This window comes from Ruegeria sp. CDSC042, from assembly GCF_059610745.1.
The window spans coordinates 401,507-426,897 of record NZ_JBXWOF010000001.1 but is presented as its reverse complement, the minus strand read 5'-3'; the positions used below and the strand labels follow the sequence as shown (position 1 = coordinate 426,897).

The window sequence follows — 25,391 nt, the reverse complement described above, 5'->3', positions numbered from 1 at the left end:
TTGCAAGGTCCCCCTATTGTATCACGAAAACACCCTAATCCTTAGTTAACAATATGTTACCGTGATGTTACCGGAGTTTCTCACTTGCAAAATGGTTGCTTGCTTGCACCTTATGTGCCGGGTCTGATAAGGTGTATCCACAAGATATAGAGTCTGCATACAGAACGGGCAGTTTACGTGAGCGATACGCCAGAAGTTCCTGAAAATATGGATGAAAACCCACCAGAACGCCCCGTTTACGGTGGCCCGACGGTCTCCATCGAATCCGAAATGCGCACGTCCTATCTGGACTATGCGATGTCGGTCATTGTTAGCCGTGCGATTCCTGATCTGCGCGATGGGTTGAAACCGGTACATCGGCGCATCCTTTACGCGATGCACGAGACCGGAAACACCCATGACAAATCCTATCGCAAATCGGCCCGTCCGGTCGGCGATGTGATGGGTAAATACCACCCCCACGGTGACAGCGCGATCTATGACGCGCTGGTGCGGATGGCGCAGGACTTCTCTATGTCGTTGCCGCTGCTGGATGGTCAGGGCAACTTTGGCTCGATGGACGGCGACAACCCGGCGGCCATGCGCTATACCGAAGTTCGGATGGACAAGCCCGCCGCCTCTCTGCTGGCGGATATCGAGAAAGACACCGTCGATTTTCAGGACAACTATGACGGCAAAGACAGAGAGCCGACAGTCCTGCCCGCACGGTTCCCGAACATGCTGGTCAACGGCGCTGGCGGCATTGCCGTGGGCATGGCGACCAATATCCCGCCGCACAATCTTGGTGAGGTGGTCGACGCCACCCTCGCCCTGATCGACGATCCCGATCTGACGTCCGAGCAGCTGATCGAGTATGTTCCAGGCCCCGACTTCCCGACCGGCGGCGTAATGCTGGGCCGGTCCGGCGCGCGCAAAGCCTATCTGGAAGGGCGCGGCAGCGTCATAATCCGCTCCAAGACCCGCGTCGAGGAAATCCGCAAAGACCGCTATGCCATCGTGGTTGATGAGATTCCATATCAGGTGAACAAGGCTTCGATGATCGAAAAGATCGCCGAAGCCGTTCGCGAAAAACGCATCGAAGGCGTCAGCCACGTTCAGGACGAATCCGACCGTAACGGCGTACGCGTAGTGGTCGAACTCAAACGTGATGCGACGCCCGAAGTTGTTTTGAACCAGCTTTTCCGTTTCTCGCCGATGCAGACCTCGTTTGGCTGCAACATGCTGGCGCTGAATGGAGGGCGACCCGAGCAACTGACTCTGCGCCGCTTCCTGACCAGCTTTATCGATTTCCGCGAAGACGTTGTTGCGCGCCGTACGGCTTACGACCTGCGCAAGGCCCGCGAACGCAGTCACATCCTGTGCGGTTTGGCCGTTGCAGTTTCGAATGTGGATGAGGTGGTTGCAACCATCCGCTCATCCGCTGACGCGGCGCAAGCGCGAGAAAAGCTGATGACCCGCCGCTGGCCCGCGGCTGAGATAGAAAGCTATCTGCGCCTGATCGACGACCCTCTGTCCAAGATGAACGACGACGGCACCTATAACCTGACCGAAGTTCAGGCCCGTGCGATCCTCGACCTGCGCCTGCAGCGATTGACCCAGATCGGTGTCAAAGAGGTTACGGACGAACTGGAAGAACTGGCGGGTAAGATCCAGGAATACCTCGATATTCTGTCCTCACGAGAGCGCATCATGTCGATTATCGGAGATGAGCTGCGCAGCGTTCGTGAACAGTTTGCCGTGCCCCGTCGCACCGAGATCGTCGATTGGTCCGGCGACATGGAAGACGAGGACTTGATCGAGCGTGAGGATATGGTCGTGACCGTCACGTCGGGCGGCTACATCAAGCGTACTCCGCTGGCCGATTTCCGCGCGCAAAAGCGGGGCGGCAAGGGCCTGTCGGGAATGCAGACCAAGGAAGAGGACGTCGTTACCAACCTTTTCGTGGCGAACACGCATACACAGTTGTTGTTCTTCACCACTGACGGGATGGTCTACAAGCTCAAGACCTGGCGTCTGCCGCAGTCGGGGCGCACTGGCAAGGGCAAGGCCATTGTCAACATCCTGCCGATTCCGACCGGGGTGTCCATCGCGGCGATCATGCCCGTGGATGTGCCGGACGAAGAATGGGAAAACCTGCAGATCATCTTTGCCACCAGCGCAGGTGATGTGCGCCGGAACCGACTGTCGGATTTCACCAATGTCCGCCGCAACGGCAAGATTGCGATGAAATTGCCCGAGGGCATCGAACTGGTGAATGCACGCATCTGCTCAGAAGACGAAGATGTGATGCTGGTCACCAATTCCGGCCGCGCAATCCGGTTCCGCACCACTGATGTGCGCGTGTTCAACTCACGCGAATCCACCGGTGTTCGGGGCATAAGGCTGAGCAGTGGCGACCGTGTCGTCTCGATGTCGGTGATCCGCCACTTTGAAGCTGATCCGGATGAACGCGCCGCCTATCTCAAGATGCGCCGCGCAGTGGCAGGCATCGCCGATGACGGTGAGACGGATGAGGATGAAGCAACCCCCGGCACCATCACGCAAGAACGCTATGCCGAGATGTCTGCGGCCGAAAACATGATCCTGACGATTACCACTGGCGGTGCAGGCAAGCTGAGCTCCAGCCACGACTACCCCGTTCGCGGACGCGGCGGCATGGGTGTCGCGGCGATGGATAAGGCGATGCGCGGCGGGGCACTTGTGGCGTCGTTCCCGGTCGATATCGAAGATCAGATCATGCTGGCCACGTCCAAGGGTCAGTCGATCCGGGTCCCGATCGAAGGCATCTCGTTCCGCTCGCGGTCAGCAGGTGGCGTGAAGGTGTTCAACACCGGCAAAGGCGAAGAGGTTGTCAGCGTCGCCTGGATCGCCGATCAGGGTGACGAGGAAACCGAAGAGTAACGCGGCCGTCTAGAATTGCGGATCGTGGAACCTGTTTCCGCGATCCGTTTTATGTTTGGGGCTATTGGCCGTGGTCAGCCAGGCCCTCAAACCAGTTCAGGATCAGATCCGCCCACCCGGTTGGAACACTGTGTCCGCCTTGAAAACCAATCACTGACAAGGACCTTTCTTTTTCTACAACCGAACGGCATCCGTGATAAGTTCTTTGATCAAAGCCGTTTCCTTGGGTTAGATCGACCGTATCGCACCCCAATTTATAGGCCATTCCGTCTACAGCTTCGACAGCACCCATATAGTCATGTGCCCGAAGGGATGAGTCTGTCCCGGCAAATGGAATGACAGAGTCTGCGTAGCCATGCATATAAAGCAAATCAAAGTCGAAACTGGCCGTGGCACAGGGGCCAGGCTGACGGCGCATCGGCGTCCCGCCTATTGGCGCGAAGGTCTTAAGGCGCGGATCAACCTCGGAGCAAGCCAAATACCAGGCGAATGAACCGCCACGAGAATGTCCCGCGACTAGAATGCCATCCGGTTGGATGGAAAACCTTTGAATTGCATCCTCGACGACATCCGCGACAAACCGGAAATCATCCCGGCTGTATCGGGTAGAATCCCACACCCACCCAGTACCAGGGCCGTTTCGATATTCGATCTCCAATGCTGTTGGTGCGATCACCGCATAACCACGATTCAGAAAAGGTTGAACCAAATCAATGTTTTCTACCGTTTTTTGACCACTTCCGTTTGAGCCATGCAAGAACACGATGGCTGGAAAAGGTCCATCCCCGATTGGGATCAGGGCGTTATAGTGCCGGTCTGAAACCTGACAAGGCATGTCGGCACCGCCGCAGTCGGTCACCTGATACAACTCGGAAAAGGACGCGTTTGGCCTATTGCCACGCAACGCCAAATAACCAGCGAGTGCTGCGATGCAGATCGTAACCAGCCTGACGACAAATGCAGGTTTCTTTGCGATCAAAATTTGTACAAGGCCCGGAACTTCGCCTCGAGATAGTCCAGCAGAGGCTCCGGCCCAGGTTCCATGCCACTGGCGCGTTGGATGATGTCGCGGGGGGCGTAAAGGCCGCCATGGCGTTGGAGGTTTTCGCGCAGCCAACCGGTGGCGCCCGACGTGTCACCCTCGGCCAGTTGAGTATCCAGATCGGGCAGCGCGGATCGCAGAGCCTGGTTCAGGCATCCGGCATAGACATTGCCCAGCGAGTAGGTCGGGAAATACCCGAACAGACCGACGGACCAATGGACATCCTGCAGACACCCGTTCGAGGGCTTATCAACCGCATAGCCGAAATCCGCCTTGAACCGGTCATTCCATGCGCCCTCAAGGTCGCTGACCTGCAGATCACCGCTCATCAACTCGCGCTCAAGGTCAAAGCGCAGCATGATGTGCAGGTTGTACTGCACCTCATCCGCCTCGGTGCGGATATATCCATTATGGACCCGGTTGACCGTGGCATAGAACGCATCGGCATCGGCGACGCCGAAATTGCCAAAAGCCTCGACCATCTGGCCAAACAGCCAGCCAGTATAGGCGCGTGATCGACCCAGTTGGTTTTCGTAAATCCGGCTCTGGCTTTCATGCACGCCCATCGACACGCCCTGCCCCAGCGGGGTCAAAAGGTAGGCTGGGTCGATGCCCTGTTCATAGGCGGCGTGGCCGACCTCGTGAATGGTTGAATAGAAACAGTTGAACGGATCGGTCTCGCTGGTGCGCGTGGTGATCCGTACGTCCAACCCGCTGCCCGAGCTGAACGGGTGAACGGCCTTGTCGACCCGACCAGTGTTCATGTCGTAACCGAATCCTGTGGCCAGCTTCTGTGACAGTTGCATCTGGGTCGCTGCGTCAAACGCCCCGGTCAGGGCGGCCGGTCCGGGTTGATCCAGTACGGCTGCTCGCAATGCCACCAGACGCGGACGCATCTGGTCAAAGATCGCAGCGATCTGAGTGCCGGTCGTATAGGGCTCGTAATCTTCAACCATGGCGTCATAGACATCACCGCCCTGTGCCAGGGCCTGACCTTCCTGACGTTTGAGCGCCACAACCTCTTCCAACACGGGCAAAAAGGCCGCCACATCTTCATCGGCGCGCGCCTGTGCCCATGTGCCCTGCGCGGCTGAGGTAACGCGTGCGATGGTCTTGGCCAAATCGGCGGGCACTTTCACGGTCCGCTCATAGGACCGGCGTATCTCGCGCAGTTGCGCGCGGGCGACATCGTCCTGCGGGTCGGCCTGCTCCAGCCACTCTGCCACACGCGGATCAGACCGTCGGGCATGCAAAACAGCTTCGATCGCGGCCATTTCTTCTGCGCGCTGCGGTGCTGCGCCGCGCGGCATCACTGTTTCCTGATCCCATCCCAGACGCCCGGCAATCTGACCAAGTGCCGAGGTTTCACGTTGGAAGGCCATCAGTTCATCATAGGCAGTCATCTGGGTCAGGCTCCGCGGATCGAAGTTGCGATGGGATAGGCTGTCAGGAAGCGCGCACGCAGGGTCAGAGTCCACACGATCACGGCCATGAACTGGTGGAAAATGGCGATCTGCCAGGGGGCCGCGTAGATCACGGTCATGATCCCAACAACCACCTGCAGCGACAAGGCTGCGAACATCGTGTTGAAGGCAAAGCGCGTTTGCGGATGCGCACTGGAATTGCCACGACGCCAGACAACGATGGCAAAGATGAACAGCAGATAACCCGCGCAACGATGGATGAACTGCACAAGCCCGGGGCTTTCGAAAAAGTTCCGCCACATCGGTTCCAGTATCGCCGCGTCCGGCGGGAAAATCTGCCCGCCGATCAATGGCCAGTCGGTATAAGACCGCCCAGCGTCGATACCTGCGACAAGTGCACCGATGAGGATCTGCAGGAATGCGAAATGCATCAGGCCGGTAGACAGGGAAAACAGTTTGGCCTCTTTCGCGCGGCGGGCCTGCATCAGGTCACGCTCTTCCCGGCCAAGTTCGAACATATACCAGGCGAGGAAACCCAAGATCACAAAGGCCAGACCCAGATGGATCGCCAGGCGATAGCTGGCAACGGCGATCATCCCCTCGCCCTGTGTCACGCCTGAGGCAACCATCCACCAGCCAACAGCGCCCTGTACCCCACCCAAAGCACCGGGGATCACCAGCTTGCCGGTCCAGCCGGTGGGTATCTTGCGCGCAATAAGGAACCCGAAGAACCCAAGAGCCCAGACCAGCCCGATCACGCGGCCCAGTTGCCGGTGGCCCCATTCCCACCAATAGATGGATTTGAAATCCGCCAGCTCCATCCACTGGTTCTGGATGCGCCACTGGTCGATTTGCTTGTACTTGTCGAACTCGGCCTGCCAGTCGGTTTCGGTCATCGGCGGGACAGCCCCGGTGAGCGGGCGCCATTCGGTGATCGACAGCCCGCTATCGGTCAGGCGGGTCAGCCCACCCACCGCAATCATCACAACCACAAGCGCAAACAGGATCATCAGCCAGGCCCGGATAGCCTTACGCGCACCACCGCGGCCCCGGTCAATCATACCAGGTTGAACCGCTTGTTGTTTTTCAGAGTCTGAGACCTCTTCGAAGATGCTGCGCTTGCCGCTCATGCGTTCCTCATGTGTCTTGAATTTCGTTGCAAGCTAGGACCACCATGGGACGAGGTCCAGCCTTACCCTTTGTCTTTCCAACGGACCATCTGACGCATGACCCCGTGCAACATCTGCACATCCGCCCGCGTCATCCGCATCCGTGACCACAGATTGCGCAGATTGGTCTTCATGCTTTCGGCCTTTTCGGGGGGGTAAAAGAACCCCGCCTCTTCCAGCCGGTCTTCATAATGTTCGACCAGTTTTTCGACCTCGATGCCTGTGGCCCAGTCGCCTTTGCCCAGATCGGTTGCCTCATGCACGACGTCGCCTGTCTGGCGCATCCACTCATAGGCGGTCAGCAACACGCATTGCCCAAGGTTCAATGAGGCATATTCCGGATTCACCGGGACCGAGATGATGGCATTGGCCTTGGCGATATCCTCATTCTCAAGCCCTGCCCGTTCCGGGCCGAACAGCACGGCGACATTTTCACCCGCAGCAACCTTTTCCGCGGCGATCTGCATGGCGCGTTCAGGGCTGTAGACCGGCTTGGTCAACCCGCGCTGGCGGGCCGTGGTAGCAAAGACATAGGTACTGTCAGACAGCGCGCCAGCCAGATCGTCAAACAGCTGCGCCTCATCCAGCAGACGGCCCGCACCGCTGGACATCGCCACTGCCTTGGGGTTTGGCCAGCCATCACGTGGGGCCACGATCCGCATCCGGTCCAGCCCGAAATTCCACATCACCCGCGCGGCGGCACCGATGTTTTCACCCATCTGCGGGCGCACGAGCACAAATGAGGGCTGGGATTTGTCGCTGGGCATGGTTGTCTCCGAAAACTGCGCCTGCTGTAATCGCCGCGCCAACGCAGGGCAAGCCATTGGCGGCGCCAATTCTGCCTGAAACAGGCATAAAAGTTTGCTTCCGGCCCGCAATCCGCTAAACCGCGCAAAAGACTTAAAGCTAAGGACGCGCCGATGGACACCGCCGAGCAGCCGCAGATTTACCTGATCACCCCGCCGACCATCACGTTGAGCACGTTCCCCGACCAACTGGCCCGCGTTCTGGACAGCACCGAAATCGCCTGCATCCGTCTGGCCCTTGCGGGAAATGACGAGGATACTATTGCCCGTGCCGCTGATGCCTGCCGCGAGGTGGCACATACGCGGGACGTGGCGCTGGTGATTTCCAACCACGTCCTGTTGGCGCAGCGTCTGGGTCTGGATGGGGTGCATCTGGATGATGGCGCGCGCTCGGTCCGGTATGTGCGTAAGGAATTGGGTGCCGATGCCATTGTCGGCTGCTTCTGCGGCACCTCCAGCCATGACGGCATGTCGGCTGGTGAGGCCGGCGCCGATTATGTGGCCTTTGGCCCGGTTGGCACGTCCTCCTTGGGTGACGGAACCGTGGCCGAGCATGATCTGTTCCAGTGGTGGTCTGAGATGATCGAAGTCCCGGTTGTGGCCGAAGGTGGCCTGACACCGGATCTGATCCGCGGCCTGGGCCCCTGCACCGATTTCTTTGGCATCGGGGATGAAATCTGGCCACAGGAAGACCCAGCCGCCGCACTGAAAACTTTGATCTCCGCCATGGGCTGAACTGGGTGTGAGCGTTAACCCTTGCACCCACGCCGGGGCTGCGGCATGACGTCGACATGACTCAGAACAGCGAAATTCTTTGTATCGGTTCTGTCCTGTGGGACGTGATCGGACGTTCTGCCAGCGCCATGCGGCAGGGGTCGGATGTTCCCGGCAGGATCACCCGCCTGCCCGGAGGCGTGGCAATGAACATTGCCATGACGCTGGTGCGGTTTGGCATGACGCCCACCCTGTTGACCGCCATTGGCCGCGATCCCGAAGGGGACGAGTTGGTCAACGCTTGCGCCCGACTGGGGATGGTAACCGATCACATCTATCGCTCGCAGGACCTGCCGACCGACCGATATATGGCTGTCGAGGGCGCCAATGGGCTGATTGCCGCGATAGCGGACGCTCATTCACTTGAGGCCGCTGGGGCAAAAATTCTGAAACCCCTGATGCAAGGCCCATTAGGCACAGAGACCATGCCATTTGATGGTCCTGTTGCTTTGGATGGCAACCTGACGCTGTCGCTTTTGGAAGAAATCGCGCAAAGCCCAGCCTTCGCCGGGGCCGACCTGCGCGTGGCACCGGCCTCACCCGGCAAGGCCGATCGCCTGCTGCCTTTCCTCAAGCATGCCCGCGCGACGCTTTATGTGAACCTCGAAGAGGCTGGCATCCTGTGCCAGCGCGAATTCGCGGATTCGGCAAGCGCCGCCAAGGGGCTGCTGGATCGCGGCGCGCTGCGCGTGCTGGTGACTGATGGCGGCAGCTCGGCAACCGTTGCCAGCGCTGAGGAAATCTTGACCCAAAAACCCCCATCCGTTCTGGTCACCCGTGTGACCGGCGCGGGTGATACATTCATGGCGGCGCATATCGCATCCGAGGCCACCGGTGCCCCAAGCGATGAGGCCCTGTCACGTGCCCTGCATGCCGCCGCAACTTACGTTTCCGGAGAAACCCCACTGTGATCAACATTCAATATTCTGCCGAGGTCCGCGCCGCCAAAGACGCAGGCCAACCTATCGTTGCGCTGGAAAGCACGATCATCACCCACGGTATGCCCTACCCGCAGAACATCGAGGTTGCGGCACAGGTTGAACAAGACATCCGAGACGCGGGCGCTGTGCCAGCCACCATGGCGGTGATCAATGGTACGCTTCACGTCGGTCTGGAAGCCGAAGAGTTGAAAGCGCTGGGCCAAGCGCATGGGGTCGCCAAACTGTCCCGTGCCGATATGGCAGCCTGCATGGCAACCGGTGGCACCGGTGCAACAACGGTCGCCGCAACCATGATCGCCGCCCATCACGCCGGGATCGACGTTTTCGCCACCGGCGGTATTGGAGGCGTCCACCAAGGGGCTGAAACCTCGTTCGATATCTCTGCTGACCTGCACGAATTGGCCCATACCCCGGTCACGGTTGTTGCCGCAGGCGCCAAAGCCATCCTCGATCTGGCCAAGACGCTTGAGGTTCTGGAAACACTGGGCGTTCCGGTCATTGCCTATGGCCAGGACGAATTTCCGGCCTTCTGGTCGGCAAAATCCCCGCTGGCAGCCCCTCTGCGCATGGACAGTGCGGAAGACATCGCGCACGCACATGCGACCAGACGCGCGCTTGGCCTGCCCGGCGGCCAACTTGTCGCCAATCCGATCCCGGAGGCCGATCAGATCCCATCCGAGGAACTGGCCCCGATTATCGCCTCGGCACAGGCGGATGCAGATGTGCATCGGATCAGCGGAAAAGGGGTCACACCCTACCTGTTGCAACGGATTTATGAACAGACCGAAGGTCGTTCTCTGACCGCCAATATCGCATTGGTCCGCAACAATGCCCGTCTGGCAGCCGGGATCGCCCGCGCCCTGTCCGCCAAGGCGGAATGATATATAGCTATTGTACCAAGGCCAAGGACTGCTTAACTAAATTCGCAAGCCACTCAGGACCGTAATGAACACTCCTTTTGACGAAGAACCCAACCGACAGCCCGGCCTGTTCTCACGGCTGCGCGCGTCCTTTCTGACGGGCATCGTCGTTATTGCGCCGGTGTGGTTGACGATCTGGCTGATCTGGTCTGTTGTCGGCTGGATCGACAGTGCGGTTCTGCCGCTGGTTCCCCACCAATTCCAGCCTGAACAATATGTTGGCATCAACCTGCGCGGTGTAGGTGTCATCTTTTTTCTGGTGTTCACCGTCGTGGTTGGCTGGGTTGCCAAGGGCATCCTGGGCCGATCCTTTATCTCGTTCACCGAAAGCCTGGTGAATAGGATGCCAGTCATCCGGTCCATCTATTCAGGCATCAAGCAGATTTCCGAGACCGTCTTTGCCCAGACTGAACGGTCATTTGAAAAAGCCTGTCTGGTTCAATATCCGCGCCGTGGCATCTGGGCCATCGGGTTCGTCTCGACCACCGCCAAGGGAGAAGTCAACGAACGCGCAGAAGCAGGTGGCGATCTGTACAGCGTGTTCATTCCGACGACACCCAACCCGACATCGGGGTTCCTGCTGTTCTTTCCGATCGAGGACGTCATCCTTTTGGACATGTCGATCGAAGATGCCGCCAAACTGGTGATTTCGGCCGGTCTTGTTTACCCGAACGACAAAGACCCGACCCAGCCACCAGAATGACTATCCAAACATTTCCGGCAGATTGACCGTGCTGCGTGCACCCAAATCGGCCTTGTGATCTGTCAAAAACTGATCAGCTGCATTGCGGCCAGCTTCTTTGAGCTTATGCAGGACCACAGGGTTGGGCACTGTCTTGGTCGCGACCGAGAGGTCATTCATCAACGCGTCATCGGCAATCATGTGAACCAGAACACGGCTCATTTCGCCCGCTTTCAGCTTGCCATCCTCCAGCAAGCGCTGAACGAAGCTTATGGCCCTCAGTTCCCGAAACAGCGATGAGTTAAAGCCGATCTCATTGATCCGGTTCTGGATTTGCTGCGGCGTCTTGGGGATTTCTTCCCGTTCCAGGGGGTTGATGTTCACGATCACCACGTCCTCGGGCAGATCGGAATTGAACAAGGGATACAGAGCTGGATTACCGGTATATCCGCCATCCCAGTAAGCCTCGGTCCGGCCCGATTTTGGATCGAATATCTCGACCGCCTGAAACAGGGATGGCAAACAGGCGGACGCAAGGATGGCCTCAGTCGACAGCTCATCCCCTGTGAACACCCGAATCTTTCCGCTGCGCACGCATGTCGCGCAGACATACAGACGCGGACCTTCGGCAGCGCATATTTCATCGAAATCAAAACGCTCGACCACGGGTTCCAGGGGGTTGCGGTAGAACGGCCCATAGGCATAAGGAGATACCAACCGCGACCAGGCGTCGCCTACAGCAAACGGCAGCGAATTTTCGATAGACTGTGCGATATGTGAGGGCTCAAACGCACGCATCCAGTTGGTCAGGTTCGTATCGTCGACGGCCCCCATACGGGCCCAGAGCGCATCCAGATTGGCGCGCGCACCCTCCCGGCCGCCCCGTACCATGCCAGACTTATAGGCCGCACCGTTCAGTGCGCCTGCCGATGTTCCCGTGATCGCCGCGACTTCGATATCATCTTCGTCCAGCAGACGATCCAGCACACCCCAAGTGAACGCTCCGTGCGCGCCGCCGCCCTGCAAAGCCAGATTGATACGTTTCACTGCCCTACTCCCCAAGGCTCAGAGCGCGGTCCACCCGCCATCAACTGAAATCGTCGTGCCGGTGATCTGCGCCGCCGCATCCGAGCACAGAAAGATCGTCGTACCGCCCAGTTGTTCGACCGTAGCGAATTCTTTCGAAGGTTGCCGCTTTAGCAGGACATTCTTCACGACATCCTCACGGCTCATATCGTATTCTTTCATCGTATTGGGTATCTGCTCTTCGACCAGCGGCGTCAGCACATATCCCGGGCAAATCGCATTACAGGTAATCGGCTCTTGTGCGGTCTCGAGGGCTACGGTTTTGGTCATCCCGACAACACCGTGCTTGGCCGCGATATAGGCGGCTTTGAAAGGCGATGCCGTCAACCCATGGGCCGATGCAATATTCACCACCCGTCCCCAGCCCGCCTTGCGCATCATCGGCAACGCGGCGGCAGTGGTGTGAAAGGCCGAGTTCATGTTGATCGCAATGATCGCGTCCCATTTGTCGGTTGGAAACTGATCAATCGGCGCCACATGCTGAATGCCGGCATTGTTGACCAGGATATCGCAGGCTCCAGCCTTTTCGATCAGCGCCCGACACTCGTCACCCTTGGACATGTCCGCTTTGATATAACGCGCGTTGGTTCCGGTTTCCTGCCCGATCTCTGCGGCCAGAGCATGATCTTCGTCGCGGTCAGTAAACGAATTCAGCACCACATCTGCCCCGGCCTTGGCCAGCTCGCGGGCGATGCCCAGCCCGATGCCCGAATTCGATCCTGTGATGATTGCTGTTTTGCCCGAAAGACTCATGGCTGTTCTCCGTCAGATTCCGTGTTGACGGCACAGTGCCATGCTGCACCTGCAAAGAAAACGGGGAAAGATTGGGGGCGCTGTATCAGCGAAAATCGCACAAAAAAAACGCCCGCACGAAGCGGGCGTTAAGTTATTGAGGCAGGTTTCATACAGGCAAGAAACCTATCGAGCAGTACGCCCTTTATAAGCAATTCCACGCCTTCGTCCAAGCTAAAAGTTTGATAATATGAAAAATCATGGCTACGGTGAATCCCAACAAAATAAGGCCAGAGCAGGATTGTTTCCAAAATGAGCCCCGATTTTCTTCGCCCCGTTCGCCCTATGATCGCGGGAATCGTTAGTGTTTTTGCCGTTGCAGCAGCCCATGCAGAATCGACCCATGGCATAGCTATGTATGGCGACCCTGCCCTACCACCGGATTTTGTGTCGCTACCCTATGTCAACGCTGATGCACCCAAAGGCGGCAAAGTCGTATTTGGAAATACCGGCGGCTATAACAGTCTTAACCCGTTTGTGCAAAAAGGCACGTCACCCTGGCAGTTGCGATTTTGGACCCATGAAAGCCTGATGGGGCGTTCCTGGGACGAACCTTTCACTCTTTACGGGTTGTTAGCCGAATCAGTTGAGACGGCTCCAGACCGATCCTGGGTCGAATTTACCCTGCGAGAGAATGCCCGATTCTCGGATGGGTCACCAGTCACTGTCGAGGATGTCATATGGTCATATGAGACTTTGGGAACCGAAGGGCATCTGAGATATCGCGGCCTTTGGGGAAAGATCGACAGTATCGAACAAACCGGACCGCGTTCCGTCCGCATCACGTTTAACGACCCCGACCGCGAGCTTGCGTTGATCGCCGGGATGCGCCCGATCCTTCAGAAGGCACAGTGGGAGGGTAAAGACTTTGCCGACGCGCCGCTGCAAGACATCCCCTTGGGGTCTGGACCATATGTCATCGACGGGTACGAAGCCGGACGGTATGTGAACCTGCGTCGAAATCCGGATTACTGGGGCGCTGACATTCCGTTTCGGCGCGGCACCATGAATCTGGATGAGATGCGGATCGAGTTCTACGGGGATGGCACAGTCGCATTCGAGGCCTTCAAAGCAGGCGAGCTCTCAGCCGTGCGCGAGTTTAACGCCGATAAGTGGAACAACCAGTATGACTTCCCCGCGGTACAGCGCGGCGATGTGCTGAAAACCGAAATCCCGCATCGCAAGCCTTCGGGCATGACCGGATTTGTCATGAATACGCGCAAGCCACCCTTCGATGATTGGCGCGTGCGCGAGGCTCTGACTCTGGCTTTCAATTTCGAATTCATCAACGACACCGTCACCGGAAGCGCGCAACCGCGGATAACCTCGTATTTCTCGGGCTCGGATTTGGCGATGCAGCCCGGTACTGCCACCGGTCAGGTGGCTGAACTGCTGCAGCCATACGCCGATACACTGTTGCCCGGTACGCTGGAAGGCTACGAGCTGCCGGTAGGTGACGGTTCGGAACGCAACAGGGCCAATTTGCGCAAGGCAACCAAGCTTCTGCAAGAGGCTGGCTGGACGGTTCAGGATGGCGTACTGCGAAACGCAGATGGCGAAGCGTTCATCGTTGACATGGTCATCAGCCAGGGCAGCCTCAACGTTGTCCAGAATGTCGGAACCATCGCCGAAATCTATGCGCGTACGCTCGAACGGCTTGGCATCGAGCTTACAGTCGAAAAAATCGACGACGCACAATACACCTCTCGGATGGATGCCCATGATTTTGACATGACCCCATTTCGCCGGGCTCTTTCCCTGTCGCCGGGCAACGAACAACGCCTGTATTGGGGCAGTGAAAATGCCGACACGGCAGGAACACGTAACCTGATGGGGGTTCAGTCACTAGCAGTGGACGGTTTAATCGATACGATGCTGGCCTCTGAAAGCCACGAAGATTTCGTGTCTGCGACCCGCGCGCTGGATCGCGTTCTAACCGCTGGCCGGTATGTCATCCCGATCTGGAGCTTTGACGTCGGCCGGATTGCACATGCGCGTGAGCTGAAACAGCCGGAAACCCTGCCCATATACGGTGACGGGCCGGAATACATGCCGCAGGTCTGGTGGTACGAGGAATAGCGCCTCAAAAGAGGCGGCCCCGTCCTTTCCTAAATGCTAACTGTCCGTGCCAATCTCGTTCCAGAGGATCGCAACCGCTGCAGATGTGATGCAATAAGACCCGTTCGGCGTTTGCTGTGTGGGTCTCATACCCTTCGGCGGATTCTGGCACAGACCCGCAGTACCACGACATGCAGGTAAAGGCTGTGGGCATTCCGCTATAAATTGATGCGATCCCTAGTTTCAGACAAATTTGAAAAATTTCAACAAGGGGCTTTACGTAACGGGTTCGAAAGATATAGCCTGCGACTAGTACAAATGTATCCAATTTGAATTACGCCAAACATTACCGACACATAGCTGTGTTACAACATCAGGAACAGTATTTTCGGACCAGCCTCCACTCACTCAAAACTATTTGGTCCGTAGGCCCGTCTCAGATTTCCTGTGGCGGGCCTAACTGATTTAAACTTCGCACGCTCAAGGTGCGACATTTTGCCATAGCCCTACCTGCAAACACCATTCGTACCCTGAATTCAGGGCCGAGCAGATCTGTAGCCAGACAAACAGAAAGCCCAATTGATGTTTAAGTGGAACGATCTGACGCAAGATTGGAATGAAATGTACGCCCGTGCAAAACGGCGGTTTCCCAATTTGCGCGACCGAGACATGGATGCGGTCGGGCGCGACCGTGCGCAATTCGAGGCTTATCTGGCCGAACGCCATCATCTGACGGTGAACGAGGCACATGAAGAGCTTGAGGATTTCCTGTTCACCGAAGCGCTAACCCGTGAAGTCACCAAACATCTAGGTAAGTGACGTCACCCACAGGATCATCGCGTCTTCTTCACTGACCGAAACGACATTATGCCCCATGCTGCCGTCGTAATAGGCGCTGTCACCGCGGCGCATTTCGACGGGTTCGTAGAACTCGGTATACAGGCGAACGACACCCGTCAGCACGTACAGGAATTCTTCGCCATCGTGGCGGACCCACCCGTCAAACTCATCCATCGACCGGGCACGTACACGGGCGCGATAGGGCAGCATCTGCTTTTTCGTAAGCGTCTCAGCCAGCAGTTCGTGCTCGTATGTTGTGGTTGCGTGGCTGGTGCCTTGCCCCATCCGGGTCACAGCCATACGCCCGATCACCTGCTCGCGCTGTGGCGGCGTGAACAGCTGCGGAACAGAGATTTCCAGCCCGATCGCCAGTTTCTTCAGCGCATCGTATGTAGGCGACATCTGCCCGTTTTCGATTTTGCTGAGTGTTGAACGCGCCAATCCCGCCTGATTGGCCGCTTGTTCCAAAGTCCAGTTTCGCGCCTTGCGCAATTCACGCACACGGACGCCAAGGTCCAGCGGTTCAACCTCTGTATGCTCGCCCGAGTTTCGGGCAATTCGGATCAGAGATGTCTGCTCTTTGGTTCTCATGCGCCACTCTATAGGGCCAGCCTGTCCCGCTTGCAACGCAGCAGTTGCCGCGTTAGCCAGACGCCATGCTTTCCCTGTTCGATCAAGGCCCGCCCAAGGCCTGCCCCACCCCCTTCAATCTGGCCGCGCATGTGTTGCGTCAAGCAGATCGCAATGGCGACAAGATTGCCTTGTCCGTACTTGGCGCAACGTCGGCACAGAACTGGAGCTTTGCTGCGTTGAAACGCGCGATCCTTGCAACCGGTACAGGTCTGCTGCGGGCCGGTTTGAAACCGGGCGATCTGGTCTTGATGCGTTTGGGGAACACGGTTGATTTCCCAATAACCTATCTGGGTGCAATCGCGGTCGGCATTGTACCCGTGCCGACATCGTCACAGCTGACACAGCCAGAAACGGCAAAGATCATCCAAGATCTGAACCCCTCCGCCATATTGCGCGATCCCGATATCGCCAGCGCGGATCACCCGAACCAGATATCTTTGAGCCAACTGCGCGAGATGCGCGATCTACCTCTGGCCGAGTTTCGGATGGGCGACCCCGAAGACATGGCTTATGTGGTCTATACGTCTGGCACCTCGGGCAAGCCACGGGCCGTTGCACATGCCCATCGTGCAATTTGGGCGCGGCAGATGATGGTGGATGGGTGGTACGGCCTGCAGGAAACGGATCGATTGTGCCATGCAGGTGCGTTCAACTGGACCTATACGTTGGGGACAGGACTGATGGATCCCTGGACTATTGGCGCGACAGCGCTGATACCGGAACCCGGCACCGATCTGTCGAACCTACCCGATATGCTGCGCAATCACCGTGCCACGATATTTGCTGCAGCTCCGGGCGTGTTTCGGAAAATTTTGAACGAAGCAAACGATCTGCACCTTCCCGATCTGAGGCACGGTCTTTGCGCTGGCGAAAAACTCTCACGGCATCTGCACCAGAAATGGACACGGATCACCGGGCGCGAGTTGTATGAAGCTTTTGGAATGTCCGAATGCTCGACCTTCATCTCTTCAAGCCCAGCCTATCCGGCACGTGGCGATGCACTGGGGCAACCACAACCGGGGCGGCGTGTGGCAATTCTGGGTCCAGACGGGCCGGTTCCACAAGGGAAAGAAGGGACCATCGCCATCCACCGATCAGACCCCGGCCTAATGCTGACCTATCTCAACGCGCCGGACGAAGCGCTGGCCAGGATGCAGGGCGAGTGGTTTCTGACCGGCGATCAGGGTGCAATGGCAGTTGATGGTCAGATCACCTATCTTGGCCGAGACGATGATATGATGAATGCAGGCGGCTACCGGGTCTCACCGATCGAGGTTGAGGCCACATTGTCCCGATATCCCGGCATCTCGCAGGTTGGCGCGGCCGCCGTTGAGGTCAAGCAGGACACTTTTGTCATAGTGGCATTCTATACCGGGCCGGAAAAGCTGGACGAGGACGCCCTGCGCGCCTATGTCGAGACAAATCTGGCGCGCTATAAGCAACCGCGCGCCTTTATCCATCTGCCTCAGCTGCCAACAGGCGGCAATGGCAAACTTTTGCGCCGGGCGCTGCCGGCCTATTTCAAGGCGACCAATACATGACCCAGACCGTCAAGCTCGACATCATGTCTGACCCGATCTGCCCCTGGTGCTATATTGGCAAGACTCATCTGGACAAAGCGTTGGCTGCAACTCCGGATCATCCATTCATCATTGAATGGCACCCCTTTCAGCTGAACCCCGATATGCCGGTCGAAGGCATGGATCGGCGCGAATACTTGGAGCGCAAATTCGGCGGAAAAGACGGAGCCATCCGTGCGTATGCCCCGGTGGTCGAGCATGCCGAAAACGCAGGGTTGGGCATCGACTTTGAGGGGATGAAGCGCACCCCGAACACGCTGGACGCTCATCGGCTGATCCACTGGGCCGGGATCGAAAACAAGCAGAACGCTATAGTTGATGCCCTGTTTCAGGCCTATTTTGTACAGGGTCGCGATATCGGTGACCACGAGGTTCTGGCGGATATTGCCGACAGTCAGGGGATGGACGCCGCCGTCGTCATGAAGCTGCTGAAATCCGACGCCGACCGCACCGACATCAGCAACCGCGACGCGCATTCCCGGCAGATGGGTGTGACGTCGGTACCGACTTTTATCGTTGCCAACCAACATGCTGTCCCCGGCGCGCAACCACCGGAAATGTGGGAACGCGTGATCGGTGAAATCATGTCTCAAATCGAGGCTTCCCCTGCAAAATAGCACAGCCTCCTGTGCATTCTGATCACTGGCCGTGCCCAATCCGCTGTGATAGCGCGAACGGGTCAGGAGAGCCCCATGAGTAATCGCATGCCGCGCGGAGAATTTGTCGCTTTGATCGCAATGATGTTTGCGACAATCGCGTTTTCTATCGACTCGATGCTGCCCGCCCTGCCGCAGATCAGCGCGCAACTCAGCCCAGGTGATGCAAACAAGGCGCAGTTGATCCTGACCTCATTTGTGCTGGGCATGGGGATCGGCACCTTTTTCACCGGCCCTCTGTCGGATGCATTCGGGCGCAAGCCGGTAATTTACGTCGGCTCTGCGCTGTATATCCTGTCTGCCGCAGTCGCCTGGGCCACCTCCTCGCTTGAGATGCTGTTGATTGCGCGTATCTTTCAAGGCATCGGCAGCGCGGCCCCACGCGTGGTGGCCATGGCCATTATCCGTGACCTCTATTCCGGTCGTGAGATGGCCCGCATCGTCTCGATTGCCATGATGATCTTTACGCTGGTTCCCGCCATCGCGCCCATGATGGGTGCCGGGGTGATCGCTCTGGCCGGGTGGCGTGGCATCTTCGCTTCGTTCATGTTGTTCTCTTTGATCACCATCACGTGGATGGGCCTGCGTCTGAGCGAACCTCTGACACCCGAAAATCGCCGCCCCCTGCGCCTGCCGCTTATGATTGATGCCGCGCGGCAGATGTTTGCACACCCGACTGTGCGGGTTTCGATCATGGTGCAAACGCTTTGCCTTGGGATGCTGTTCACCATGCTGACGATGGTACAACCTGTTTATGACATCATCTACGACAGAGCCGACAGTTTCCCCTTCTGGTTTGGTTTCGTTGCTCTGATGGCTGGCTCGGCCAGTTTGTTGAACGCGACTTTGGTCATCCGATTGGGGATGCGCCGGATTGTAACCTGGACTTTGGGCGCACAGATCATCTTTACGTGTTTTGTCATGGTAATGAATGGTCTGGACCTTTCTGATGGCGCCTCATTTGCGCTTTTTGTCAGTTGGCAGACTGCCGTGTTCTTCATGGCCGGTATGACGATGGGCAACCTGAATGCCATCGCGATGGAGCCGATGGGCCATATTGCGGGCATGGCAGCGTCAGTCATAGGCGCGGTATCAACCGTTCTGGCCGCTGCAGTAGCAGCCCCCTTGGGACAGTTGTTTGACGGATCGATCCTGCCCTTGGCAGTAGGTGTCCTGACTATGTGCACGATGGGGTTCGGCCTGATGCTGTATATGGGCCGGATAGAAGACAGATTGCCCGCCTGATCTGTGCAGAGCGCGTGAAACACGTTATCCTCCCCTTGTTTCGAGGGGAGATTTTCAATGAGCGACTACTACGATCTGGACACCCATTCCTGTCCAGTAAGCACCTCTTCGCCCGATGCGCAACTGTGGTTCGACCGGGGGCTGGTCTGGACCTATGGCTATAACCACGAAGAGGCCGTCGTCTGTTTTCAGCGCGCGCTAGAGCATGACCCGAACTGCGCCATGGCCCATTGGGGCGTCGCCTATGCGGCGGGGCCGAATTACAACATGCCCTGGGACCTGCACGATGACGCAGGCAGGCAAAAGGCGCTGACGCTGGCCTATGATGCGACGCAGCTGGCCATGTCTCTTGTGGGCGAATGTACGCCGGTTGAACGAGCGTTGATCCGCGCGCTTCCCGCCCGCTATCCCCAGCGCGAAGCCATTGACGACATGCACAACTGGGATAACGATTTTGCCGATGCTATGCGCGCAGCGTTTGCATCGCAGCCCGCTCATCTGGACCTGCGCACGATCTATGTCGAAGCGCTTTTGAACCTCACTCCCTGGCAAATGTGGGATTTGACGACCGGCCAGCCCGCCGAAGGGGCCGCCACGGTCGAGGCGCAAAAAGCGCTGGAGGAGGCGATGGCTGATGATCCAGCAGCGATGTCTCATCCCGGGTTACTGCATCTTTATGTCCACCTGATGGAGATGTCTCCGACCCCGGAAAAAGCGCTGAAAGCGGGGGATGTTCTGCGGACGCTGGTTCCCGATGCGGGCCATTTGGTGCATATGCCCACCCATATCGATGTGCTGTGCGGCCATTACCAGAACGTCGTCCACTGGAACCAAAAAGCCGTTGAGGCCGACCTGAAATATTACGAACGCGAAGGCGCGTTCAACATCTACACCGGCTACCGCCAGCACAATTATCATTTTGTCATATATGGCGCCCTATTTCTGGGACAGATGGAACCGGCTCTGCGGGCCAATCAGGGATTGTGGGACACCACACCCGAAGACATGCTGCGCATAGAAAGCCCGCCTATGGCGGATTTCTTCGAAAGTTACATGTCAATGGGCCCGCATATCCTGATCCGGTTTGGCCGTTGGGAAGAGGCAATGGCGCTTGAGCTGCCCTCGGACCCCGAACTGTACTGCACTCTCACGGCAACCACGCATTATGCCCGGGCCATTGCTTTTGCCGCCACTGGGCAGGTCAGCGAAGCCGAAGCCGAAGAGCAGTTGTTCCTCGCTGCCAAGGCCCGCGTGCCAGAAACGCGATTGCTGCACAATAACCGCGTGATCGACCTGCTGGACATTGCCCGCGAAATGCTGCGTGGCGAAATCGAGTATCGCATGGAAAACTACGATGCGGCCTACGCCCATCTGCGCCGCTCGGTCGAACTGGACGACACCTTGCCCTATGACGAGCCATGGGGATGGATGCAGCCCACTCGACACGCGTTGGGTGCATTGCTGTTCGAACAAGGGCATACCGCCGAAGCCGAGGCCATATACCGCGAGGATTTGGGGTTGGGCGGTACGCTCAGCCGTGCCTCTGTCCATCCTGACAATGTCTGGAGCCTCAAGGGCCTGCATGACTGCCTGAAGGCGCGCGGTGAGACGGTTGAGATCGTGCAGATCAGGCAACGGCTGGATTTGGCTCTGGCTCGTGCGGACCGGGCTGTTGGCGCGTCCTGTTTCTGTGCTCAAGCCGCCATGAGGGCCGCCGAATGAGATACGCCTTTCTGCTCGCTTTGCTCTGCAACCCGGCGCTGGCGGATCGACAATCCTTTCCGCCGGTCAACGAGGCCGAGCGGGATGTCACCCTCGTCTCGTTCCGGGCAAACCTGCTGAACATGGTAGCCGAGCGCGACATCGAAGGCGTGCTGTCTGTTGCCTGCCCGGATATTTACCTTAGCCACGGCGGCAATGGCGGCCCGGACGAGCTGCGCGAGTATCTTACTCCCGGACCGGCAACGTCAGAGCAAGATGATGATGACAGGGAAAAGGTCGTTGAAACCTTTTGGTCCGATCTGGAAAACACCCTGACACAGCCTGGCTATTTCAACGAAGATGGCGAGTTCTGGATGCCCCACCAATGGCAGCTCACCCTACCCGCTTCGCTGGATCCGGCGTTGGCCTATTTTGTGACCGCTCAGGATGTAACTCTGCGCAACGCACCAAATCGAGGCGCGGCGATACTGGACCTCATCAGCTATGAGGTCGTCATCATCCGCGACTTCTCCCCCATCGCGCAGTACCAGAGGGTTCTGCTGACAGACGGCGGCCAGGGCTATATGCACAGCGATTTCCTGTGGCCTATGACTGGTTACCGGGCAGCATTGGCAAAATCCGAAACTGGCGAATGGCAGTTGTGCACCTTTGTCAGCGGTGACTAGGCTTTGGCTCTTTTCTTTTCGGCCACCAGCTTTTCCGCCAGATCACGGGCGATGGCAAAGGCCCCCTTGATCTTGTCGCTGTCCTTCTTCCAATCGCGGCGCACGACGATCTTGTTATCCTTGACCTTGGCCAACCCGCGCTGGTTCTGGATGAACTCGACCAGCCCCTGAGGCGAGGCGAATTTGTCGTTGTGAAACTGGATCGTCGCGCCTTTGGGCCCGCCATCTAGCTTTGCAATCCCCGCCCGTTTGCACATCGCCTTGATGCGCACGACCAGCATCAGGGTGTTGACCTCTTTCGGCAGCGTGCCAAAGCGGTCGATCAATTCAGCGGCGAAGCCTTCCAATTCCACCTTGGTCGACAGCGACGACAAACGGCGATACAGGCCTAGGCGGACATCCAGATCGGGCACATAATCCTCTGGGATCAGGACAGGGACGCCAAGATTGATCTGCGGCGCCCATTGGTCATCTGCATCCGACAGGCCTTCCATCTCACCGGCTTTGATCTTGGCAATCGCCTCCTCCAGCATCGACTGATAGAGTTCATAGCCCACATCGCGCATTTGGCCCGACTGTTCCTCGCCCAACAGGTTACCCGCCCCTCGAATATCAAGGTCCTGAGACGCCAACGTGAACCCCGCCCCCAGCGTGTCGAGCGAGCCCAGAACGCGCAGGCGTTTTTCGGCCGTGGCAGTCAGACGGGTGCGCGGTTTTGTGGTCAGATAGGCATAGGCGCGGGTCTTCGACCGCCCGACCCTGCCGCGGATCTGATAGAGCTGCGCCAGGCCGAACATATCCGCCCGGTGCACAACCATCGTATTTGCAGTCGGGATATCCAGCCCGCTTTCCACAATCGTGGTGGCCAGCAAGACATCGTATTTGCCGTCGTAGAACGCATTCATCCGATCGTCGAGTTCCCCCGCCGCCATCTGCCCATGCGCCACCATATAAGTCAGCTCTGGCAGTTGCTCTTTCAGGAATTCCTCAATCTCGGGTAGGTCCGAGATGCGCGGAACGACATAGAAACTCTGCCCACCACGGTAATGTTCACGCAGCAGGGCTTCGCGGATCGTGACCGCGTCGAACTCACTGACATAGGTGCGGATCGCCAGCCGGTCGATGGGAGGTGTGCCGATGATCGACAGGTCACGCACGCCGGTCAGGGATAGTTGCAGCGTTCGTGGAATCGGCGTCGCGGTCAGGGTCAGGACGTGGATATCGCTGCGCAGCTGTTTCAGACGCTCCTTGTGGCCAACACCGAAATGCTGTTCCTCGTCGATGATCAGCAGACCCAGATTGTTGAACCGTATCGCTTTTGCCAGCAAGGCATGGGTGCCGATTACAATATCCACCGTGCCGCGCGCCATCCCATCACGGGTCTGTTGCGCCTCTTTGGCCGAGATGAAGCGGGACAGCTGCCGCACCTCAAGCGGGAAGCCCCGGAAGCGATCCTTGAAGCTGGCCGCGTGCTGACGCGCCAACAGCGTTGTCGGTGCGATCACCGCCACTTGCACGCCCGACATTGCGGCAACGAAAGCGGCACGCATTGCGACTTCGGTCTTACCAAAGCCCACGTCGCCACAAATCAGACGATCCATCGGCGCGCCGGAATGCATGTCTTCCATGACCTCACCGATTGCGCGCAGCTGATCGTCAGTTTCCTGATAGGGAAAGCGCGCACTGAACTCCTCCCACGCGTGCGGAGGCGGGTCCATGATCGGGGCCTTGCGCAAGGCCCGTTCGGCAGCGATGCGGATCAGCTTATCCGCCATCTCGCGGATACGTTCTTTCAGCTTGGCCTTCTTGGCCTGCCACGCGCCGCCGCCCAATCTGTCCAGCAGACCCTCATCATGACCGTATCGCGACAGCAGTTCGATATTTTCGACTGGCAGGTACAGTTTGGATTGTTCTGCGTATTCCAGCAGCAGACATTCATGGGCGGCACCGGCCGCCGTCACGACCTCCATCCCCAGATAACGCCCGATGCCATGATCCACATGGACCACCAAATCACCCGGGCTAAGGGATTGGGTTTCGGTCAGGAAATTTTCGGCCTTGCGGCGCTTTTTGGGTTGCCGGATCAGCCGATCGCCCAGCACATCCTGTTCGGCGATCACGGTCAGGTCGGGCGTTTCGAACCCGTGCTCCAGCGCCCAGACGGCCAGATGCAGCCCGCGTTTGCCGATGCGCGTACCGTCGGGCACAGGGATCGCTTCGGCAAGGCCTTCATCCTCGATCAGCCCAGTCAGACGTTCGCGGGCACCCTCGGAGTAAGACGCAATCAGAACCGGCCCCTTTGCCATTTTGTCCGTGATATGGCTGGCCAGTGCTCCGAACAAGCTGATGCTTTCCTGCTGCCGCTCGGGCGCAAAATTCCGTCCAATCCGTCCACCTGCGTCAATCACCCCGGGCCCAAGGGCCTGAGGCAATGCATTGAATTGCAGAACGCGCCTATCGCCGACAGCTTGTTCCCAAGCAGTGTCATCCAGATACAGTAGGCCCGGTGGTGTCGGTTTATACACCGTGTCCATGCGCGACCGGTTCTCAAGCGCGAGCCGCCGCGTTTCGTATTGATCGGCAATGGTTTCCCAACGTGCCAAACGGGCAGGCGTGACCTGATCATCCAGCGAGATTGTGGCACCAGGCAGATAATCAAACAGCGTTTCAAGCTTTTCGTGAAAGAACGGCAACCAATGCTCGATGCCTTGATGCTTTCGGCCTGCGCTAACGGCCTCGTACAGGGGATCATCGGTGCCCGCCGCACCAAACTCGATGCGATAATTCTGCCGAAACCGGGTGATGGCGGCGTCATCTAGAATGACCTCGGACACTGGCGCCAGCTCCACAACAGCCAGCTTTTCGGTCGTACGTTGCGACACCGGATCAAACCGACGTGCTCCATCCAGAACATCCCCGAACAGGTCCAGCCGCACCGGCCCGGATTCGCCGGGCGGGAAAATGTCGATGATACCCCCTCGAACGGCATAATCGCCAGGCTCCATCACGGTCGGGCTTTGGGTGAACCCCATGCGCACAAGGAAATTCCGCAGCGCGGTTTCATCAATGCGGTGATCGACACGGGCGGTAAACGCCGCCTCTCGCAGCACCGCACGGGCGGGCACGCGTTGGGTTGCGGCGTTCAGAGTTGTCAGCAGCACATATTGCTGCGGCATCTGGTGCACAAGTGCGGCAAGGGTGGCCACACGCGCTGCCGAGATATCGGCATTGGGCGATACCCGATCATATGGCAGACAATCCCAGCCTGGGAACACAAATACCGGCATGTCAGGCGCAAAAAAGGCAAGCGCCGCGCGCATCGCCTCAAGCCGTTTGTCATCACGCGCTACATGGCACACCGGCCCGCCCGAGCGCGCCAGCTCATTCAGGACAAGCTGCGCGTCAAACCCTTCGGGGGCGCCGCCAACGATTACTTGGTTCGGACCCGTCATCGC

Annotated in this window: 20 protein-coding genes; 12 read left to right on the top strand and 8 right to left on the bottom strand. The window is 58.1% G+C overall.

Annotated features, from left to right (window positions below; translation table 11 throughout):
- The first annotated feature begins 207 nt into the window (after positions 1-207).
- Positions 208-2,901, top strand: coding sequence for a DNA gyrase subunit A (gene gyrA / locus AC2FHX_RS02120; protein WP_496700632.1), 2,694 nt, complete (start codon positions 208-210; stop codon positions 2,899-2,901).
- Between the two features lie 61 nt (positions 2,902-2,962).
- Here the strand turns inward: gyrA and AC2FHX_RS02115 are convergent, their stop codons facing one another.
- From AC2FHX_RS02115 to AC2FHX_RS02100, 4 genes are all read right to left on the bottom strand, one after another.
- Complete coding sequence (locus AC2FHX_RS02115; RefSeq protein ID WP_496700446.1) at positions 2,963-3,880, bottom strand: CE1 family esterase; 918 nt, start codon at positions 3,878-3,880, stop codon at positions 2,963-2,965.
- Positions 3,877-5,346: a carboxypeptidase M32 gene (locus AC2FHX_RS02110; RefSeq protein ID WP_496700447.1), complete on the bottom strand. Its 1,470-nt coding sequence runs from the start codon at positions 5,344-5,346 to the stop codon at positions 3,877-3,879. The genes AC2FHX_RS02115 and AC2FHX_RS02110 overlap by 4 nt, the downstream gene beginning before the upstream one ends.
- A 5-nt stretch (positions 5,347-5,351) precedes the next feature.
- Positions 5,352-6,497 (bottom strand): heme A synthase, encoded by a 1,146-nt coding sequence (gene ctaA, locus AC2FHX_RS02105; RefSeq protein ID WP_496700448.1) that lies wholly within the window; start codon positions 6,495-6,497, stop codon positions 5,352-5,354.
- Between the two features lie 62 nt (positions 6,498-6,559).
- The gene (locus AC2FHX_RS02100) at positions 6,560-7,303 is read right to left on the bottom strand and encodes an RNA methyltransferase (protein ID WP_496730389.1); all 744 of its coding nucleotides are present in this window, start codon (positions 7,301-7,303) and stop codon (positions 6,560-6,562) included.
- A gap of 153 nt (positions 7,304-7,456) precedes the next feature.
- Here AC2FHX_RS02100 and AC2FHX_RS02095 point away from each other — a divergent pair, with 153 nt between their 5' ends.
- From AC2FHX_RS02095 to AC2FHX_RS02080, 4 genes are all read left to right on the top strand, one after another.
- The gene (locus AC2FHX_RS02095; protein WP_496700449.1) at positions 7,457-8,077 is read left to right on the top strand and encodes a thiamine phosphate synthase; all 621 of its coding nucleotides are present in this window, start codon (positions 7,457-7,459) and stop codon (positions 8,075-8,077) included.
- Positions 8,078-8,133: 56 nt separating this feature from the next.
- Positions 8,134-9,027 carry a PfkB family carbohydrate kinase gene (locus AC2FHX_RS02090; protein WP_281972023.1) on the top strand — a complete coding sequence of 298 codons (894 nt, stop codon included), beginning with the start codon at positions 8,134-8,136 and terminating at the stop codon, positions 9,025-9,027.
- On the top strand, positions 9,024-9,938 hold the full coding sequence (locus tag AC2FHX_RS02085; protein ID WP_496700450.1) for a pseudouridine-5'-phosphate glycosidase: 915 nt from the start codon (positions 9,024-9,026) through the stop codon (positions 9,936-9,938). The genes AC2FHX_RS02090 and AC2FHX_RS02085 overlap by 4 nt, the downstream gene beginning before the upstream one ends.
- A gap of 64 nt (positions 9,939-10,002) precedes the next feature.
- Complete coding sequence (locus AC2FHX_RS02080; protein WP_142633557.1) at positions 10,003-10,680, top strand: DUF502 domain-containing protein; 678 nt, start codon at positions 10,003-10,005, stop codon at positions 10,678-10,680.
- Here the strand turns inward: AC2FHX_RS02080 and AC2FHX_RS02075 are convergent, their stop codons facing one another.
- Both AC2FHX_RS02075 and AC2FHX_RS02070 read right to left on the bottom strand, forming a co-directional pair.
- The gene (locus AC2FHX_RS02075; RefSeq protein WP_496700451.1) at positions 10,681-11,706 is read right to left on the bottom strand and encodes a patatin-like phospholipase family protein; all 1,026 of its coding nucleotides are present in this window, start codon (positions 11,704-11,706) and stop codon (positions 10,681-10,683) included. It lies immediately after the preceding gene.
- Between the two features lie 18 nt (positions 11,707-11,724).
- Positions 11,725-12,498: a 3-hydroxybutyrate dehydrogenase gene (locus AC2FHX_RS02070; RefSeq protein ID WP_142633555.1), complete on the bottom strand. Its 774-nt coding sequence runs from the start codon at positions 12,496-12,498 to the stop codon at positions 11,725-11,727.
- Between the two features lie 291 nt (positions 12,499-12,789).
- Between AC2FHX_RS02070 and AC2FHX_RS02065 the strand changes: the two genes are divergently transcribed.
- Positions 12,790-14,616 (top strand): extracellular solute-binding protein, encoded by a 1,827-nt coding sequence (locus AC2FHX_RS02065; RefSeq protein WP_496700452.1) that lies wholly within the window; start codon positions 12,790-12,792, stop codon positions 14,614-14,616.
- Positions 14,617-15,177: 561 nt separating this feature from the next.
- Positions 15,178-15,414, top strand: coding sequence for a hypothetical protein (locus AC2FHX_RS02060; RefSeq protein WP_142633552.1), 237 nt, complete (start codon positions 15,178-15,180; stop codon positions 15,412-15,414).
- Here the strand turns inward: AC2FHX_RS02060 and AC2FHX_RS02055 are convergent.
- Positions 15,403-16,026 (bottom strand): helix-turn-helix domain-containing protein, encoded by a 624-nt coding sequence (locus AC2FHX_RS02055; protein ID WP_142633550.1) that lies wholly within the window; start codon positions 16,024-16,026, stop codon positions 15,403-15,405. The two genes, AC2FHX_RS02060 and AC2FHX_RS02055, sit on opposite strands and share 12 nt — an antisense overlap.
- Positions 16,027-16,091: 65 nt before the next feature.
- Between AC2FHX_RS02055 and AC2FHX_RS02050 the strand changes: the two genes are divergently transcribed.
- The 5 genes from AC2FHX_RS02050 (at position 16,092) to AC2FHX_RS02030 (ending at position 21,936) form a co-directional block, all read left to right on the top strand.
- Positions 16,092-17,609 carry a class I adenylate-forming enzyme family protein gene (locus AC2FHX_RS02050; protein WP_496700453.1) on the top strand — a complete coding sequence of 506 codons (1,518 nt, stop codon included), beginning with the start codon at positions 16,092-16,094 and terminating at the stop codon, positions 17,607-17,609.
- Positions 17,606-18,265 (top strand): DsbA family oxidoreductase, encoded by a 660-nt coding sequence (locus tag AC2FHX_RS02045; protein WP_142633547.1) that lies wholly within the window; start codon positions 17,606-17,608, stop codon positions 18,263-18,265. Before AC2FHX_RS02050 ends, AC2FHX_RS02045 begins: the two co-directional genes overlap by 4 nt.
- 75 nt (positions 18,266-18,340) lie before the next feature.
- Positions 18,341-19,549 (top strand): multidrug effflux MFS transporter, encoded by a 1,209-nt coding sequence (locus tag AC2FHX_RS02040; protein ID WP_496700454.1) that lies wholly within the window; start codon positions 18,341-18,343, stop codon positions 19,547-19,549.
- Between the two features lie 57 nt (positions 19,550-19,606).
- Positions 19,607-21,271, top strand: coding sequence for a hypothetical protein (locus tag AC2FHX_RS02035; protein WP_496700455.1), 1,665 nt, complete (start codon positions 19,607-19,609; stop codon positions 21,269-21,271).
- Positions 21,268-21,936, top strand: a complete 669-nt coding sequence (locus AC2FHX_RS02030; protein WP_281972017.1) for an SH3 domain-containing protein — start codon at positions 21,268-21,270, stop codon at positions 21,934-21,936. The genes AC2FHX_RS02035 and AC2FHX_RS02030 overlap by 4 nt, the downstream gene beginning before the upstream one ends.
- On the opposite strand, the gene mfd is transcribed toward AC2FHX_RS02030, so the two are convergent.
- Positions 21,933-25,388: a transcription-repair coupling factor gene (mfd, locus tag AC2FHX_RS02025; protein WP_496730384.1), complete on the bottom strand. Its 3,456-nt coding sequence runs from the start codon at positions 25,386-25,388 to the stop codon at positions 21,933-21,935. The genes AC2FHX_RS02030 and mfd overlap by 4 nt on opposite strands.
- Between the last annotated feature and the right edge of the window lie 3 nt (positions 25,389-25,391).